The sequence below is a fragment of the Sessilibacter corallicola genome (genome assembly GCF_021290925.1).
Classification (GTDB): Bacteria; Pseudomonadota; Gammaproteobacteria; order Pseudomonadales; family Cellvibrionaceae; genus Sessilibacter; species Sessilibacter corallicola.
Genome location: NZ_JAJSLX010000001.1, coordinates 59,198 through 77,013 on the forward strand (window position 1 = coordinate 59,198; position 17,816 = coordinate 77,013).

Genomic DNA, 17,816 nt, shown 5'->3' on the forward strand with positions numbered 1-17,816 from the left:
AGACCGATTACCATGTCTGTTCACAACATCTTTCTACCTTCTTCGGAACAAAAAGTAGGCATGTTAAATAAAAGAGTGGTTAAAAATTTGGACTTTCTTACAGACTCTACCGCATCTTTTGACAACGATATTCGGCATTTCTTTTCGCACACAAACTTTTTTATTTCAGAAACAGCGCACAAAAATATTGTAGAAGCCATCGATTTAATCGAATCAGTCGTGCGAAACAAACGCTACATTCAATCGATCACCGCTTCATATCCATACCCGCCAACCAAATCAGAACTAAAAGGCATCTTAAATTGCTACGATTTTCACCTTCAAGACGATACTCCAAAACTGATAGAAATTAATACCAATGCAGGCGGCGCTCTATTAAATGTCGATTTTATTCAAAAATACGAATCCAAATATCCAAGTTACTTGAATAATTCACACACAAGCTCTTCTGAGCAAATCAAAGCAAAAATCATCGACATGTTTTTGACTGAGTGGAAGCTAACGAATAATACTAGACCGTTAAAAACGGTCGCCATTGTCGATAAAGATCCCAAAGCGCAATTTTTATATCCAGAATTTTTCCGTTTTAAGAACCTGTTATCACGTCAGGGGATTGTTTCCTATATAGTTGCGCCAGAAGAATTAACCTGTATTGGCGACAATCTGTATTACCAGTCCACAAGAATTGATATGATATATAATCGCATGACAGATTTTTTACTGGAGGAAAAATACAACGAACACATTAAGCAATCTTACGCGTCGGGCGCAGTGGCGCTATCACCAAACCCATACCTCTATACCATTTACGCTGACAAAAGAAATTTAGTGACGCTATCGGATAAATCCCGCTTATCGCAATTGGGTATTTGCGATAAATCAATCGCACGGTTAAGCCAATACATACCAAACGCAGTTCTTGTCACTCATGAGAACGAACAAAATTTGTGGAAAAATAAATCTCGTTATTTCTTCAAACCAATTCACGGATTTGGAAGTAAAGCCGCCTATAAAGGAAGCAAACTTACAAAAAAAACCTGGCAAGCCATCATTCACTCTAATTACATCGCTCAAAACTATGTAGAGCCATCCGTTAGAATTGTCCAACTGGACGACAAATTTATAAATTTAAAAGCCGACTTACGCGCCTACGTTTACGATGGCAAACTTCTGTTTTTGGCAGCACGATTATTTCGCGGCCAGACAACTAATTTTCGTACCTTTGGCGGTGGGTTTTCGGTCGTTCACCCAATATTAGATAAGAATTCCTACATATCTAACTCACTGCACAAAGGTTATATTAACTTTAATAATTCTAAGACGTAGATAATTATTTAATTTATTTTTAGGTGTTAACTATGAGTTCGTCAGCCGTGTGTCCAGACGGAAAGCCAAGATGCAAATGGAGCCTTTCTGCTCCTGATTTTATTGACTATCACGACAAGGAATGGGGATTCCCAGTTTCTGATGATCGAATTTTATTTGAGAAAATTTGTTTGGAAGGATTTCAATCTGGCTTAAGCTGGAGAACAATTTTGGCTAAAAGAGAAGATTTCAGAATAGCGTTTAAAAATTTTGAAATTGAAAAAGTAGCGCGATACAACACTCGCAGTGTTGAAAAACTTCTTACCAACGAAGGAATCGTACGTCACCGAGGAAAAATTGAAGCTACTATTAATAACGCCAAAAAAGCCATTGATTTAATCGAAGAAAAAGGCTCACTTGCCGCGTTTTTTTGGCATTACGAGCCCGACCCATCCGACGTCGACCCACCGCAAACGGTATCGGTTTCAAAAGAATCAACCGCCATTTCTAAAGAGTTAAAAAAACGCGGCTGGAAATTTGTAGGCCCAACCACCGTTTTTGCGTTTATGCAGGCCATGGGACTCATCAACGATCACGTCCACGGCTGCTGCGTTCGCGAAAAAGTGGAAGAAGCGAGAAATAAATTTAAACGACCTTAGTTTTTACTGGCAGGCAAGAGAGCTAATTTGGAGTTAGTGATTTTTTGAAAGTTAGCTCTCTTGTTTTTTATTGAAAGAAAATCCACAAACAGCGAGTAAAAATAAATTGGCATTGTAATTCGGTGAAAATCATTATTAATGGGATCTTTTTATTAACTCAAATAACGTCGTAAATTTTCAAGAAATATATTTTTATTTATCTGCAACAAGGTTTACCCTCTACTCTGAAACACATCAATAACTGCTATCGCATCAACTCGGGTTTTTAAGTTGACATACCACAATCCAAAATGAAAATTTCTTAGCCAAATTGTCGTAATACGAGTCAAACCCGCTAAATCCAACAGGGTCCACAGAGAGAATTAACATTCCGTTTTATTTATGATCCAAGTATCGCCAATGTCAAAAAAGGAAAAGATATGTTTTCAAAATTAAAAATTATTTTAGCAATCGCATTATTGTTTACCTCAAGCTTCGCCTTCTCTCAAGCAATTACTGCGACCGATAACGCAAAAGTACTTCATGTAGGAGCCTTTGGAAATCAAACTGTTCAGGGATTTCCTCCAGGTCAAATTGCAATGACTTTAGACCGAGCAGTATCCAACTCAGGGTGTTCAAGAGCTTCAGCAGCGCAAGTTAGATGGGATGGCTCAACTGTCTCAGGACAAAATGCGTTAAAAGTAGCACTAGAAGCCCAACGCAGTGGCAGGCTTATATACGTTCAAACACTGGGATGTGTGAACACATACCCGCATTTATGGTATTTGGTTATTTATTGATTTATTACAACTAAAACTTAGACCGCCAATAATTATGGCGTTAATTAAATATCATTAAGCACAAAAAAGCCCGCTATTTAAGCGGGCTTTTTAAGTCGTTGTTTTACAACGTAATTTGGTGGAGCCTAGCGGGATCGAACCGCTGACCTCAACACTGCCAGTGTTGCGCTCTCCCAGCTGAGCTAAGGCCCCAAATAAGGATGAATCGGTTGATTCAAGCGCTTCAGAGTAGAATCTCTCAAAGCGGGGCGCATTCTAACATGAGGGCTGATCTTGTCAATATTTTTTTTATGAGTAACTTATTGATTTTATTGGCTTTCTTCAATGCATCAGCAATTGTTGATGTATTGATCAGTTAACAAGGCTCAACCGAGCTGTGGTTGGTTAAATTTTGTACACACCGATTAAATCAAGGGTCTTAAAATCAAAGCTCTTAAATCAGTATTCTACTAGTTAATCGCCAAATCTATTAGTGATGAGATTTCTTTTCGCAACGCGCTTTCAATGCTTCAATTTCCGGTCCGTCGTATTCTTCGCTCAATTGAATAATAAGTCGACGTGCCATTTCAACTTGCTGCATGTCTAAATAAAATTCGATTTCTTTGATTAGCACATCGGTGGTTTGGGTTTCATCACCTATGTCTGGATTTTGGTTGATTAAATCCAGTTCGTAAATCGGCAAGTCTTCGTATTGTGCGGTTTCTTCGGGCTGTTCGTTTTCGGCTTCGCTTTCCAAAAATTCCATTAAATCCTTGTCGTCGAATTCTTTTAATGCTTCTTCATCCAACGTAATACCAAACACCTTGTTATCCTCTGTTTCTGTCTCTATTTTTGTATCGTCTAAACTTGAGTCGTACTGATAGGGTTCCAACTCTTCGGGAAGCTCTATGTCTAATTCAAAACTGGGCTCGTCATTTAACGAGGAATTGTCTTGTTCAAAAAACTTTTCGAACTCGGCGTCTTCTTCGCTGGTGCCACTGAGGGGCGTTAGCAATGAGGTATCGAGGTCGATGTCTTGCTCGTTTTCTTGCTCAGCAGTATTGAGTGAATCAGAACTTTCGAATGGAATGAGTTTATCTTCAGCCGTTGCTACCACGGCGACGGATTCTATCTTCTTACTTTTTGTATTTTTGGGACTTTGATCAACTGCTCGGTCTGATTTTGAATCTTTTGTTGGCTGATTTGATTTAGGTTCTTCATCGAGCTGGGATTTATATGTTTGAGTCTTATCATCAAGGTCATCTAATGGCTCTAAGCCAAGATCATCGATCACAGAATTTGAATTAGGCGTATCGGAATTATGATCAACCGCTGGCGCTTCTTGCTGATTGCGCCGGAACATCAAAAAAACCAAGCCAAATAAAAGAATGGCTCCGGCGGCAGTTGAGAGTATATAAACGCCTTTTAACGGCAGTGCTTGCGGACCGGTTGCCTCACCTGAAGTGACGCTATCGGCACGTTGTAATTCAGGAAAATCGGCGCCTTCCCCACCCACTACCGAAGCTTCTATGATGCTGATATTTTCCGAAGGCGCGGTTTGATTGGCGACAAAATCGATTGGCTGTCGGTCGTTTGAACGCAACCGGCTGATTTGTTGTTCTTGCAGACTCAATATTTGTTCTAATAATTGCGCAACTTTGCCATTTTCGATGGCTTCTATGCGTTGTCGATAATAATCATTTTCTCGGTTGAGGCGATCAATTTCTTCTCTCGCCATATCAATGGCCAGAGTTAACGACTGAACCTGTGTGTATAAATCAGAGTCGTCATTGGCACCGGTATTTGTTGGATCAAACTCTGAATCGATATTGGTTGTAAGCATTAATTGCCCGGATGCGGGCAAACTGGAAGCTTGATATGTCGTTCCTTCATTAATTCTGTTGCTACCGGTATTGTTAACATTAGCGCTATTAGTAATACCATTATTAGCAATACTGGCACCGTCTAGATTTAAACGTCCTTGGGAATTTAATAATGTTGGCGACGGTAATTTTATTTGCGAACCCACAATTAAAGAACCAACGTCGTTATTTTCAAATGCGTGTGGATTGTGTTTAAAAATCCATTGGCTAGCGTCGTGGGTTAAGGCACGGCTCGATTGCCCGGTTGAGCGCCCCCAATTACGGGCAATAAAACTGACGAGGTCACCGGAGCGAACAGTATAAACACGATCACCTTGATTAATTTGCGGACCGGATTGCGATGCGTTTTGTGATGATGTTCGGCTCGTAATCTGAGTTGGGTTCTCGGAATAAACTGGCAAGGCTGATGCGGATTGTTCAGGCCCAGCAGAATTAGAAACATCAGCGTCGAAATTACCCACGTATCGTACAGGCTCATCCCAATGTAAATTGGGGTTATCGGGTAGTACGGTGTAGTGTCTGACCACACTGCCGGTTGGCCACTGCAATTCTAAAGCGAATTCTAAGTATGGATCTCTGAGCGGTTTATTAGAAATCAGTTGTATGCGAACTTGGGAGTCTTTTTCAATAAAGCCAATTTGCAGAGGATAATTGGTCGCGAGTACAGAAATTCCCATTTTTTGAGCATCTTTGGCGGAGAGCCGTTTTACCGCCAATTCATCCATTTGGTATTCATTGCCCAGCAATGAAATTTCGCCCGAATACGACTCCCCTATTTTTACTGAGCTTGTCAGTGGACCCAAACCAATACTGCTGCTGGTCCCGCAATAAAATCCAAGCAATAAGGCGCAGCTGGTTTTTTTTACAAAACCCGGTTTAATGAAGCAATGTTGTGGTTTTTTAATGACCATCAATCTGCATGACTCTCTGCTAAATTAGTAAGCCCTAAAAACAGTAGCAACTGCTTTTATTAGTCAATTCATGGCAAATAAAATTAGTGGTACTCAATAGAAGATAGCAAAAACCGTACGTTTCGCTTTAAAAAAGGCTTTTTAAAATAAATTTAACGCAGATAAACAGATTAATGCATGAGAGAAATTACATTCAGAATAGAAAAAGGCGCATTAAAGAAAGAAGCGTCATTATTTTGACGATAGTACTACTAAAACACTTTCGTACAGGCAATAAAAAAGCCCTAATTAAAGGGCTTTTTTAAAACGTAACGGCAGTTTAAAAACAGATTAATTCAGAGCAGCGTATTCTTTCTCTAACTTTTTAATTTGTTTTTTACCTAATTCTCCCGCAACCACAGTCAATGCTTGTCGCAAGCGCGCACGTGACATATCTGGACCTAATAACGTCATGGAATCAAACACAGAGAAAGACGAGGTGGTTCCAGCTATCGCGATAAACAATGGTGCCAAGAAATCTTTCATTTTGATTTCCATGGCATCTGCCAACGCTTTTACTTCGTTGAAGATGTCGTCACGTTCCCAATTTCTTAGGGCTTCCAGTCGCCACAGGGCAAATTGCAGAATGCGTTTTTGCTCTTCGGCCTCGGATTTTAGCGGTTCAAAATCTGCGGTGGTCAGCGGTAATTGGCCCGAAGCTAAAAATGCTACCAGCGGCATAAAATCGCTGAGCGTGTTCATACGAGTTTGCGCGTGTGGAAGCACCTTCATTAGGTTTTCTTCGTTCAGCGCCCAATTGTGTAAACGGCCAGCTAACTGTTTTGGCGTGAAATTCTCGCGAATCCACAAACCGTTCAACCAATTTAATTTTTCGACATCAAAAATAGGGCCGCCCAATGAAACGCGGTTAATGTCGAATTCAGCCATCATTTCATGCAGGGCAAATTTTTCTCGCTCATCGGGCATAGACCAGCCCATACGTCCCAAGTAATTCAGTAGTGCTTCGGGTAAATAACCCATGCGCTGGTAATACCAAATACTGGTTGGGTTTTTACGTTTACTTAATTTTGATTTGTCAGGGTTACGCAACAGCGGCAAGTGGCAAAGCACCGGCATATCCCAACCGAAATATTCGTACAACAATTTGTGTTTTGGCGCGGAGTTAATCCACTCTTCACCACGAATCACGTGGGTGATGTTCATCAAATGGTCATCCACCACATTCGCCAAATGGTAAGTTGGCAGGCCATCGGATTTAAGAAGCACTTGTGCGTCAACTTGTCCCCAATCTAACTCAATAGTGCCTCTGAGCATGTCGTCAACCGGGCAAGGACCGGTGCCCTCAGGAACTACCATACGCACAACATAAGGCATGCCTTCGGCTTCGCGCTTGGCTGCTTCTTCGTCGGATAATTTCAGCTCGCTTGGTTTCAGAGCCGCAAAGCCACCGGCTGCACGGCGCGCTTCACGCAATGTATCTAGCTCTTCTGGCGTGCGATAACAACGGAAAGCGTGGCCTTTTTCAATCAGCTCGTCTGCGTACTTTTTGTAGATGTCTTTGCGTTCACTTTGACGGTACGGGCCGTGCGGGCCGCCGACATCTGGGCCTTCGTCCCATTCCAGTCCCAACCAACGCAAGCTGTCGAAAATCGCTTGTTCAGATTCTTTCGTTGATCGCGCCTGATCAGTGTCTTCGATTCTCAACAAAAACTGGCCATTGTGTTGGCGAGCGAAACACAGGTTAAACAAAGCGATAAACGCCGTTCCGACGTGTGGATCGCCCGTTGGCGATGGAGCAATGCGTGTACGAACAGTCATTGAGACGAAGCTTCCTTAATTGTGGAGAGAAAAAAGGGTTGGATTATAAAGCCGGATAGCGTTTGTGTTGAAGTGCTTTAAGCTGAGATCGCGACAATCTTTGCAAACAGGGGTCATTGAGGTAACTGGGGTAACTGTTGACGCAACGTACATACCACTCTTAGACAAAACCACCCTCGGCCAAAACCGTTCTCAAGTCAGCCTACTCTATGCTTTATCAATACACGATCAACGCCCTATCCATGCGCTGAACAAAACGGGCATGTTTCAAAGATGTTACAGAGTTAAAACCGAAACAAGAATAAACCATTGAACGTAAATGCGACTATAAATGCAGCAATGAGGCAACGTTCAAAATTTTTATCCGCTTTCTGTTCGGTCAATAGGTCACAAATTACCCATCAACTGTAATATTTGCACAAAATAAAACCTCTAAATGGCCAAATTGCGCGTAAAACCCAAAGGAAATAGTCTGTATTCGTTGCCTGATTTTGGTATTATGCGCGCAAATTCTAGGCCCCATAGGCTTACCCATCTTTCACTTCAGATAATCGATTCTAATGTTAAATTCCGACGCTCTCAGCCAACTTACCCAACTCAAGCAAAATATTCGCGAATCCAAAGATATTGCTGAAGGTACCGTTCGCGGCACCAAAGGCCGTTACGGTTTTGTTGTTCTCGATGACGACCGCGAAGCGTTTTTAGACCCAGACCAAATGAACCGAGTTTTTCCGGGCGACCGTGTAGAAGTTTCGGTCACTAAAAACGAAAAAGACCAATTTGAGGCCACATTAGAAAAGTTATTGTCGTCGGATTTAAAAGAATTTGTCGGTTCTTATCTTGAAAGAGGCAAAGGCCACTTTGTGGTTCCCGATGTGCCTATGCTAAGCCGCTGGATTTTCTTACCGCCTAAAGCGCGCGCTAAGGCCGGCAGTGGCGATTACATCCGCTGTAGAATCACTCGCCACCCGTTCGAAGACGGCAAATCACAGGCAAAAGTGATTGAGCTGATCGGTAAGCGCACCGACGAAAGCATTGAACGCAGCTACATCATCAATAAGTTTCAGTTGCGTGACACTTGGTCCGACAAACACAACGAACAACTCGAATCTCTGCAAGCCAATCCACAGCCACTCGACCTGCCAGAAAAAGAACGAAAAGATTTCACCGATATTCCTTTCGTGACCATCGATTCCGAATCCACAAAAGATATGGACGACGCCGTTTTCGCAAAGGCGCAAGATAACGGCTGGCAGGTATTTGTCGCGATTGCCGATCCAAGTTCAGGCGTTGGCCTAGACAGCCCGCTCGGCCGAGAGTCTCTGGCTCGCGGACAAACCATTTACTTCCCAGGCAACAGCGCGCCAATGATTCCAGATTCGTTGTCGCAAAACACCTATTCGTTGGTGGAAGGCGAAAAACGCCCTGCTCTGGTAATTGAATTAAATGTTGCCGCCGATGGCACCATTGAAAACTACGAATTCAGCGCCGCGACCATTTGTTCAAAAGCAAAACTGTCTTACGATTTTGTCAGTGAATTTTTGGACGACGCAAAACACGAACTGTCGGAAGAGATTAAGCAATCACTAACGGCGCTTAAAGGCTTTGCGGATGCACGCTTTGCTTACCGCCAAGCAAATGCCTTAGTTATGGAAGAGCGCCCAGATTACGAATACCAATTGAACGAACAAGGCAAAATTGCCAACATTCTTCGCGTTGATCGCAACAGTGCTCAGAAGGTAGTGGAAGAATCCATGTTGGCCACCAACGTTGTTGCAGGCCAATTCTTTGCCAACGAAAAACTCACCGCACTCTATTCAACCCACGCAGGTTTCCGTGAAGATCGACTGCCGCAAGTTACCAAATTATTAGCGGAAGAAATCGGCGAAGACTTAGGCGATTTGAAAGACGTTAAGGTTTATCAAAAACTGATCTCTGATCTGCAAGCCGATGCCGAAAAATCTAACTTGTTGTCTGTACTGAAACGCCAACTTCGCCCGAGCGAATTGAGCTTTGAATCCAACCCGCACTTAGGTTTGGGATTCCAGTATTACGCCAACATTACTTCCCCTATTCGTCGCTTCAACGACCTGTACAACCATTTGGTCATTAAGCAATACTTGGGCTTTGGCGATATGAAGCCAATTACAGATCAACAATTAGAAACTCTGAAAGAGCAAAACAGCGACGGCCGCTACGCCTGTCGTCAATTAGAGCAATGGTTGATTTGCCAATACATGGAACAATTTATTGGTTCTGAATACGCCGGCCAAATCTCAATGGTCACCAGCCAAGGTGTTGGTATTCGTCTAGACGACAACGGTGTGGAAGTTTTTGTTCAGTTGCGTGATCGCAAAAATAAAGAGCAAAAAGTAGAATTCAATCCTGAGCGATTAACCCTAGTTGTTGACGGTACGCCCTACGTATTTGATCAACCGGTGAAAGTAAAAATCACAGAAGTTGACCAAGACAAGCGTAACATTGCCGGTACGCTGGTAGATTAAGAGCATTAAAGTAAAACTTAAGCAGCTTGAGCAAAAAGCTGCTTAAAGGAAAACAGTTACTTGAGAAGAGTTACCTGAGAATAGTTGCTTGAGAAAAGCTACTTGAAAAAAGTTACTTAAATCGGCTTACTGACTAAAGTAAATATCGATTTAAGTAACTTTCTGTTTATCGATTCCAATAGCTCCTATACCTAAATAGTTTCTATACCTAAATAGCTCCCATATTTAAGCAGTTTCTGTACTCAAACGGCTTTCCGCTTAAGCCTCTGAAAAACATCACAAATAACGCCAGCCTTAAAAATTATTCTTTTAAAGTTCGACAAACTTCACGTTTTCGCCCAAAATGTCTTTTAAGACAAAACGCAATTTTATTTCTTTTCTAGAGACTTTTTTTAGATACTTTCTTAGCCTTAGCTTTCTTAGCCATAGTTAGCCATAGTTAGTCATAGAAAGAAGCGATAATTTAACGGTTAACGTTTTAATCATTCGTTAACCAATACAACGTTATTGTTTATTTCTCACTACTTGCCTAATCATACTGAGTTATTGCTCGATACTGCAAAATTAGTATTTTCACAATTCAAACTGTTGAAACCTCCTTAGCCTCCTCTTAATCTAACTCAATGCAATGGCACTGTTAGCATATTTTATGGCATGTTTTGCCAGTGACGAATGACAAATGACCACTTAATCTTGTGTGCGTATTAAATCATTGGAAAAAATATGACCCAGATTAATCGCTCTGCCCCCGTCATGGTTACGGGTGCGACCGGATACGTTGCTGGACATTTGGTAAAAAAACTATTGGACGCCGGATTAACCGTACATGCACCTGTACGCGATCCGGAAAATGTTCAAAAACTGAAGTACCTGAATGCTATCGCAGAGAATTCTCCTGGAGCCATTCGGTATTTCGAAGCTGATTTATTAAAACCGCACTCCTACGCGCAAGCTATGGAAGGTTGTGAATTGGTTTACCACACAGCATCGCCGTTTAAATTGAATATTCGTGATCCCCAAAAAGAGCTTATTGACCCGGCACTTTTAGGCACGCGAAATGTTTTGCAACAAGCTAATCAGATAGAGTCTGTTAAACGAATTATTGTGACAAGCAGTTGCGCTGCTATTTACGGCGACAACTGTGATTTGGCAAAAACCGCCAATGGCGTATTTACCGAAGACGATTGGAATCAATCATCGTCTATCGATCACAATCCGTATTCTTATTCGAAAACGGTTGCTGAGCGTGAAGCGTGGAAAATTGCTGATCAACAATCGCAGTGGGATTTAATCACAATAAATCCTTCACTGGTGATTGGCCCCGGCATTAATCCACACGCCACGTCGGAAAGTTACAATATTTTAAAACAGATGGGTAACGGCACCATGAAGTTTGGTGCACCAAAATTGGGCTTAGGCGCTATTGATGTTAGAGATTTAGCCGACGCACATTTTGCTGCGGGCTTTTATCCAAAAGCCAAAGGTCGTTACATTGTATCGGCCCATAACACGGATTTGTTTGCATTAACCCAAACCCTGATTGACCGCTTTGGCGATGATTATCCATTGCCGAAAAAGCCCATTCCCAAATGGCTGGCGTGGTTATTCGGGCCAATTTTCGACAAGTCCGTAACACGAAAACTGGTTGCGAGAAATGTGAATTATTCTTGGCGGGCCGACAATAAAAAAGCCCTAAAAGAACTCAATATCAGTTATCGGCCGTTAAAAGAAACCATGCGGGATTTTTTCCAACATGGAATCGACAACAACTTATTTAACGCTTAAGAAATCTTTGCAGTTATTCATACCCCTAATGCTCTGCTTGCGTTCAAGCTGAGATTTTATCGTATGTTTAAAAAGATTCTTAAATTCACGTATTCCAATTGTAGAAATTGAAAACAGAATTATAGATTTAACTATGACAAATCCAACGAGATTCCCAGTAATTAATGGCTGGAGAGTGGTGCTTACCGATTTAAATATCGATACTAACGAAGTATTAAAACACGCCAATCTTCCAACCGATGTTTTTTCACGTAAAGGCACCACCTTTAATGTCGACGAATGTTTTCGCTTTTGGGAGGCCATAGAGCGCTTATCCGGCGACCCTGAGATTTCACTCAAAATAGTAAAAAGTTTGAGCACGGAATCTTTTGATCCCGCTATTTTTTCAGCATTGTGCAGCCCCAATTTAACCACCGCGCTTAAACGCTTACAAAAATTTAAGCCGTTGATTGGGCCAATGAACATTGACCTTGAAGAAAACGAAGACGCCATAAAGTTGACGATTAATTTCGCCGACGAAAGGCTGACCGCTCCAAATTGGTTAATTGCGATTGAATTCGGCTTTTTTGTACAACTTGCGCGAATTGCCACGCGCAAAGAAATCGTTCCTGCGGAAATTAACACGCCGCATGAGCTGCCAGTACAAGAAAAATTTGTCGAGTACTTTGGCATTCAACCCAATATTGCGCCCGGCCCCATTTCAATGACATTTTCAAAGGAAGACTGCCAACGACCTTTTGTCACTGAAAACCAAGCAATGTGGGAATTCTTTGAACCTAATTTAAACAAACACTTGTCTGAGGTTACAACAGAAGACGGATTTTCTAACCGCGCACGTTCAGCCATGTTAGAAATGCTGCCCAGTGGCGAGGCAACACTGCCAATTTTGGCTAAGCGATTAAATTTAAGCCGCAGAACTCTGCAACGCAGACTTCAAAACGAAGGCACGAATTTTCAGGGTTTGCTTACAGAAGTGAGAAAAGATTTGGCAAAACATTACGTGGTGAAATCGGCACTGCCTTACAACCACATTTCGTTTTTGCTGGGCTACGAAGATCCAAACTCGTTTTTCCGAGCGTTCCATCAATGGATGGGCGTAACACCGGATTCGATGAGAATTAAAGAAAGAGTGACCAGTTAATATAGGAGCCTCTGATTTACCTCAAGATTACTCAGGCCAACGAGTTTTTTCTGATCAAGGCGTGCTTTTGAAGGTCTAACGGGTTAAATCAAAAAAGCACAACGCGGAGCAGGAAAAAACTGGCAGGCCCTGAAAGGCGCGGTCTCAAGCACACATTTGCAGCGTTGCCGTTTTTATTAAGGACTACGGCCATTAATTGCAAACGCCGCCTTGCAACTGCGCGCTTGAGATCACGCTGAGTAATATTGAGGTTAATTAGAGGCTCCTATATCACTCTTTCTTTAATATCGAGCTTTAACAACGAACGTAAATAACAAACGTTAAAACAGACAGTCGTTTTACTGCGGTCTGGCTTCACTCACTTTATCGAGCAAATACAACAGCGATTGATATTGTATTTTCGAGTAGTGAGACAAACCAATTTCGCAGGTTCGGCTGTTACTGAACCCTTGCGTGCAATTGTCTGGTAATTGTTTCGCGAGGGTTTTTAATGCGCTTTCGTTCAGCTCTGGATAAAACATGCCCTTGTCACCGGCAAAACCACAACATTCAATATCGTGTGGCTCAATCACCTCAGTAGAACAAGTTTTAGCAACCCGTCGCAGGGTTTCTGCCAATCCCATTTTTCGGCTACTGCACGTAATGTGCAAGGCAATCGGCTCTTCTACCGGAGTGATCGATAATTCACTCAAGACGAATTTATCGATAAATTCGAACAGCTCAAACACCGGCAGCTCGGTTTCGCTTTTTTCGATTTGCATTCGACAAGGACTGGTATCAAACAAGATGGGAATTTCTCCGCCTTGGCTGATCACCTTCAACGCACTTTGAAGCTCTTCGGATTTATCATTGGCAAAATCCGCAAGCCCTTTACTCGAAAACGGCATTCCACAACAGAGGTTGTCGAGATTTTCGGGAACAATCAATTGATAACCGGCTTTTTGAAGCAGCGACTGAGCAACCTCAAATTGGCTGCGCTGATCGTCGGACTTACTTTCCGGCCCCATAGTTCGGCTGGAACAGCTGGGGAAATAAACCAACGGTTTTAACCCATCGCTGCCATTACTTTGAACGGGTTTAACTTTATGCGCTTTTGTCGGCCATTCTTTGTACCACAAAGGCGCGGTCTTACCGGTGGTATTATGAATTTTTACGCCGAGTTTATCGGTTTTTTCTTCGCCTAAGAATTTGCTCGCCACTTTTGATGCAGACAAACCCAAGCCTGTAACTTTGGTAACCTGAGCAAAGTTATCAGCAGCAACTTTGGCCAGCAATTTACTGCTTTTGGAAGCATTCTCAGCGCGTATTTCACGAACGAGATCACCGGTATTGATGCCAACTGGGCATTTCTGTGCACACATACCGGTTGCCGCACAGGTATCAACACCTTGATACTGATAGGCTTCTTTGAGTGTTTTAAGTTCTGTTTCTTCGGCTTCTGTCAGGGATTGCTGGGCGGTTAATTGTTGTATGCGTCGCCACAAGCTGATGCGTTGCCGCGGTGTTAGGGTTAAATCCTTTGACGGACACACCGGCTCACAAAAACCACACTCAATGCATTTATCGACAATTTCGTTGGCCGCTGGCAGCACTTTTAAATCGCGAATATGCGCATCTGGGTCTTCGTTTAAAATAACCCCAGGGTTCAAAATATTTTTTGGATCGATAATGCGTTTTAAACGCTGCATCACCTGGAAGGCTTTTTCACCCCATTCAAGCTCAACAAACGGCGCCATATTTCGGCCGGTTCCGTGCTCGGCTTTCAACGACCCTTTCAGATCAACAGCCACTAAATTGGCCACCGCCTGCATAAATTCATCGTAACGCTGAACTTCTTCGTCGGTTTCAAACGATTGGGTAAAGACAAAATGCAAATTACCGGCTAGGGCATGACCGAAAATAATCGCCTCAGAATAGCCGTATTTATCCAACAACTGGTGCAAGGATTTAATACCTTGGCCCAATTTATCAATCGGAAAAGCAACGTCTTCAATAATTACCGATGTGCCGGTTTTTCTGACCGCACCTACAGCTGGGAAGGTTGCTTTACGAATCGCCCACAGTTTTTCATTTCGGGCGTGATCGTTGGCCAAAGGAATTTCTTGAATAGGTGAAAACTCGGCAATTAAATTCGATAACGATTCAACATTTGCAGCGAGTTTTGTGGCACACGACGCGCGCGTTTCAATCAGCAATGCTGTAGAAGCATCGGGATTATCGCAGAATGCGTCGGGTAATCCGGGCTTGCCTTTAACGGAATTCAACGCGCGTTGATCGAGTAATTCCACCGCATCAACGGGTTCTCGGCTGAGCTTTTCAACCAACTGACAAGCAACTTCGGGGGATTCAAACAAAAATAAACCGCTGGCTTTATTCGAATGTTCTACCACCGTGCGGTAGGTAACATCGGCGATAAATCCCAGGGTTCCTTCTGAGCCAACCATTAAGTGCATTAAGATGTCGATGGGATCATCAAAATCGATTAACGCATTTAACGCATAGCCCGTGGTATTTTTTAATCGGTATTTATGACGAATTAATTCAGAGAGTTCTGAATCCGATTTTACGTCATCACTCAACGCCCACAGTTCATTTAACAAACCGGCGTTTTTAGATTTAAAATCGCGCACACTTTCTGGGTTGCCGGTATCGACAATACTGCCATCGGCTAACACCATCGTCATTGCGCTGACGGTGTAATAAGTATTTTGGCTCACACCACAACACATGCCAGAGGCATTGTTAGCAACAATGCCTCCGATTTTACAGGTGTTAATGGATGCGGGATCGGGACCGATTTTTCTCTGATAATCTTTTAAGTAATGATTGGCATGAGCGCCAATCACTCCTGGCTGAAGACGAATAAATTCGCCGTCGTCGATTACTTCGTAATCTCGCCATTTATCACTCAGAATAATCAGTACCGAATCGCTGATCGCTTGGCCGGATAAGCTTGTACCAGCAGCGCGGAACGTGACGGCAACATCATACTCATGACATAAACGCACAACATCTCGAACTTGAGCGATAAAATCTAATTTTAAAACCAGTTGTGGAATTAACTGATAAAAACTAGCGTCTGTCGCAAACGCGCGTCGGCGCGTTATATCATCAATAATTTGTTCGTTTCGAAGAATACGTTTAATCTCAGAAACAAATTGCCTGCTTACCTCAGCCATCGTTTATGCACCTGCTAGGGGATCGCTCACACCAACAACATACACAGCAATCAATGCTAGTATCCCAGCACCAAGCACGTAATAACCTGTTGGAATCACAGTTTTTCTCAGTACCGCACCTTCTTGACCAATCAAACCTACTGTTGCAGAAGCCGCAACAACGTTATGAATAGCAATCATGTTACCGGCGGCAGCACCCACAGCTTGGGTAGCCACTAATAACGCAGTGGAAATACTGAGTGTTTGCGCAGCTTCGAATTGAAACTGACTGAACATCATGTTCGAAACAGTATTAGATCCGGCGATAAACGCACCGAGCGCACCAATGGTTGGGCTGATTAATGGGAACATGTCACCAAAAATACTGGCAAACAATTGCGCACTGGCAACAGGCATACTGGCGATGTCGGCAGTATTAACGCCTGAGTTAATGAAGATACGAACCATTGGAATGGTGAACAAAAGCACGAAGCCTGCACCAATCAAGGTTTTTCCAGATTCTGATGCAGCACTGGAAATAGACTTCATTGAACCTTTGAAATCGCAATGCAAGAAAGCCGCAGCTAACGCAGCAATAACCAATAAGCCGCCTGGCAAATACAATGGGCTAATACCAGAGTTAATGCCTGCCTCACCTAGAATAGAGGTCGCAGTCCAACCAAAACCAACAAGCGCCGCTTTAACTTCACTGAATACGCGAGTACATACCAATAGCACAGCAACCAGTACGTATGGAATCCAAGCAATTACAGGCGACATATTTGGGTTGTGACCTGTTCTTTCACCGGTAATGGTGATTGAACCCAACCAAGACTTAGGCCATTCGCTTTTCTCAGGAAATTCCCAGGTATTTTTTGGAATGAGGAAACCGTGCTTAGCAGCAGTTACCACGATTACCATACTGACCATACCACCAATAAGTGATGGGAATTCAGGGCCTAAGAAAATACCCGTCAACGCGTAAGGAATGGTGAACGCACAACCGGCGAAAATGGCAAAAGGAACCACTTCCAAACCTTCTTTCCAACTTTTGGCTTTACCAAAAAAGCGCGTCAACATTAATACCATTAGAACTGGCATTAAGGTGCCCACCAAGGCGTGAATCAATGCAACTTCACTGGTAATTAATTGTAGGAATTGTTCCCAAGAAGAACCTTGAGTCAAAAGTGTTGCTTCAATGGCAGCGGTGTCGAGTCCGTTAGTCACGCCAATAATAACTGGCGTGCCCACAGCACCAAATGAAACAGGTGTACTTTGAATCATCATTCCCATTAATACAGCGCCCATTGCTGGGAAACCGATAGCAACCATTAATGGTGCCGCGATCGCAGCGGGAGTACCGAAACCTGATGCACCTTCAATGAAAGTACCAAAACACCAAGCAATAATAATTGCCTGAATTCTTCGGTCAGGTGAAACAGTGGTAAAGCCCTCGCGAATAACGCTGATAGCACCGGTATGCTTAAGGGTGTTGAGTAGGAAAATAGCGCCAAAAATGATCCAGAGCACGGCAACGGTAACAATGATGCCTTGCAACGCGGATGCGAAGATTCGGTTTAATGTCATTTCCCAGATGAAGAAAGCAATTGCAGCCGTAGCAGCGAGTGCCACAGGCATTGCCTTACGTGCAGGCCATTGTAGGCCGAGGAGTAAAACTGCTGAAAGAGCTATGGGTAGTAGTGCAACTATGCCGTAGTGCCAATCCATCATTATAATTCTCCGGTTGTATCTTATTATTTATGTGTTGGATTTATCACTACACTTAACTTCACCCTGTAATCCGGGTGTTTTATCTATAGTTAAATGAGCATCAGGACAGTATCAATATGCGGATTAGTGATATATGATTAAAAAGCATTAATATTTTTTCCAT

The 17,816-nt window shown here is 42.8% G+C and carries 10 protein-coding genes and 1 tRNA gene; 6 read left to right on the forward strand and 5 right to left on the reverse strand.

Going from position 1 to position 17,816, the window contains the following annotated elements; translation table 11 throughout:
- Window positions 1-12 precede the first annotated feature (12 nt).
- From LU361_RS00220 to LU361_RS00230, 3 genes are all read left to right on the forward strand, one after another.
- Window positions 13-1,326 carry a hypothetical protein gene (locus tag LU361_RS00220; protein WP_233086299.1) on the forward strand — a complete coding sequence of 438 codons (1,314 nt, stop codon included), beginning with the start codon at window positions 13-15 and terminating at the stop codon, window positions 1,324-1,326.
- Window positions 1,327-1,358: 32 nt separating this feature from the next.
- Window positions 1,359-1,964 carry a DNA-3-methyladenine glycosylase I gene (locus LU361_RS00225; protein ID WP_233086300.1) on the forward strand — a complete coding sequence of 202 codons (606 nt, stop codon included), beginning with the start codon at window positions 1,359-1,361 and terminating at the stop codon, window positions 1,962-1,964.
- A 419-nt stretch (window positions 1,965-2,383) separates the two neighbouring features.
- The gene (locus tag LU361_RS00230; protein ID WP_233086301.1) at window positions 2,384-2,743 is read left to right on the forward strand and encodes a hypothetical protein; all 360 of its coding nucleotides are present in this window, start codon (window positions 2,384-2,386) and stop codon (window positions 2,741-2,743) included.
- 116 nt (window positions 2,744-2,859) lie between these two features.
- On the opposite strand, the gene LU361_RS00235 is transcribed toward LU361_RS00230, so the two are convergent.
- The 3 genes from LU361_RS00235 to gltX form a co-directional block, all read right to left on the reverse strand.
- A tRNA-Ala gene (locus tag LU361_RS00235) sits at window positions 2,860-2,935 on the reverse strand.
- A 277-nt stretch (window positions 2,936-3,212) separates the two neighbouring features.
- Window positions 3,213-5,516: a FimV/HubP-related protein gene (locus LU361_RS00240; protein WP_233086302.1), complete on the reverse strand. Its 2,304-nt coding sequence runs from the start codon at window positions 5,514-5,516 to the stop codon at window positions 3,213-3,215.
- A gap of 330 nt (window positions 5,517-5,846) precedes the next feature.
- Window positions 5,847-7,334, reverse strand: a complete 1,488-nt coding sequence (gltX, locus tag LU361_RS00245) for a glutamate--tRNA ligase (RefSeq protein ID WP_233086303.1) — start codon at window positions 7,332-7,334, stop codon at window positions 5,847-5,849.
- 560 nt (window positions 7,335-7,894) lie between these two features.
- Between gltX and LU361_RS00250 the strand changes: the two genes are divergently transcribed.
- From LU361_RS00250 to LU361_RS00260, 3 genes are all read left to right on the forward strand, one after another.
- Window positions 7,895-9,838, forward strand: coding sequence for a VacB/RNase II family 3'-5' exoribonuclease (locus LU361_RS00250; RefSeq protein WP_233086304.1), 1,944 nt, complete (start codon window positions 7,895-7,897; stop codon window positions 9,836-9,838).
- A 723-nt stretch (window positions 9,839-10,561) separates the two neighbouring features.
- On the forward strand, window positions 10,562-11,623 hold the full coding sequence (locus tag LU361_RS00255; protein WP_233086305.1) for an NAD-dependent epimerase/dehydratase family protein: 1,062 nt from the start codon (window positions 10,562-10,564) through the stop codon (window positions 11,621-11,623).
- A gap of 133 nt (window positions 11,624-11,756) precedes the next feature.
- Window positions 11,757-12,764, forward strand: coding sequence for an AraC family transcriptional regulator (locus LU361_RS00260; protein ID WP_233086306.1), 1,008 nt, complete (start codon window positions 11,757-11,759; stop codon window positions 12,762-12,764).
- A gap of 338 nt (window positions 12,765-13,102) precedes the next feature.
- On the opposite strand, the gene LU361_RS00265 is transcribed toward LU361_RS00260, so the two are convergent.
- On the reverse strand, window positions 13,103-15,943 hold the full coding sequence (locus LU361_RS00265) for an FAD-binding and (Fe-S)-binding domain-containing protein (protein ID WP_233086307.1): 2,841 nt from the start codon (window positions 15,941-15,943) through the stop codon (window positions 13,103-13,105).
- 3 nt (window positions 15,944-15,946) lie between these two features.
- Window positions 15,947-17,653, reverse strand: coding sequence for an L-lactate permease (locus LU361_RS00270; protein WP_233086308.1), 1,707 nt, complete (start codon window positions 17,651-17,653; stop codon window positions 15,947-15,949).
- Between the last annotated feature and the right edge of the window lie 163 nt (window positions 17,654-17,816).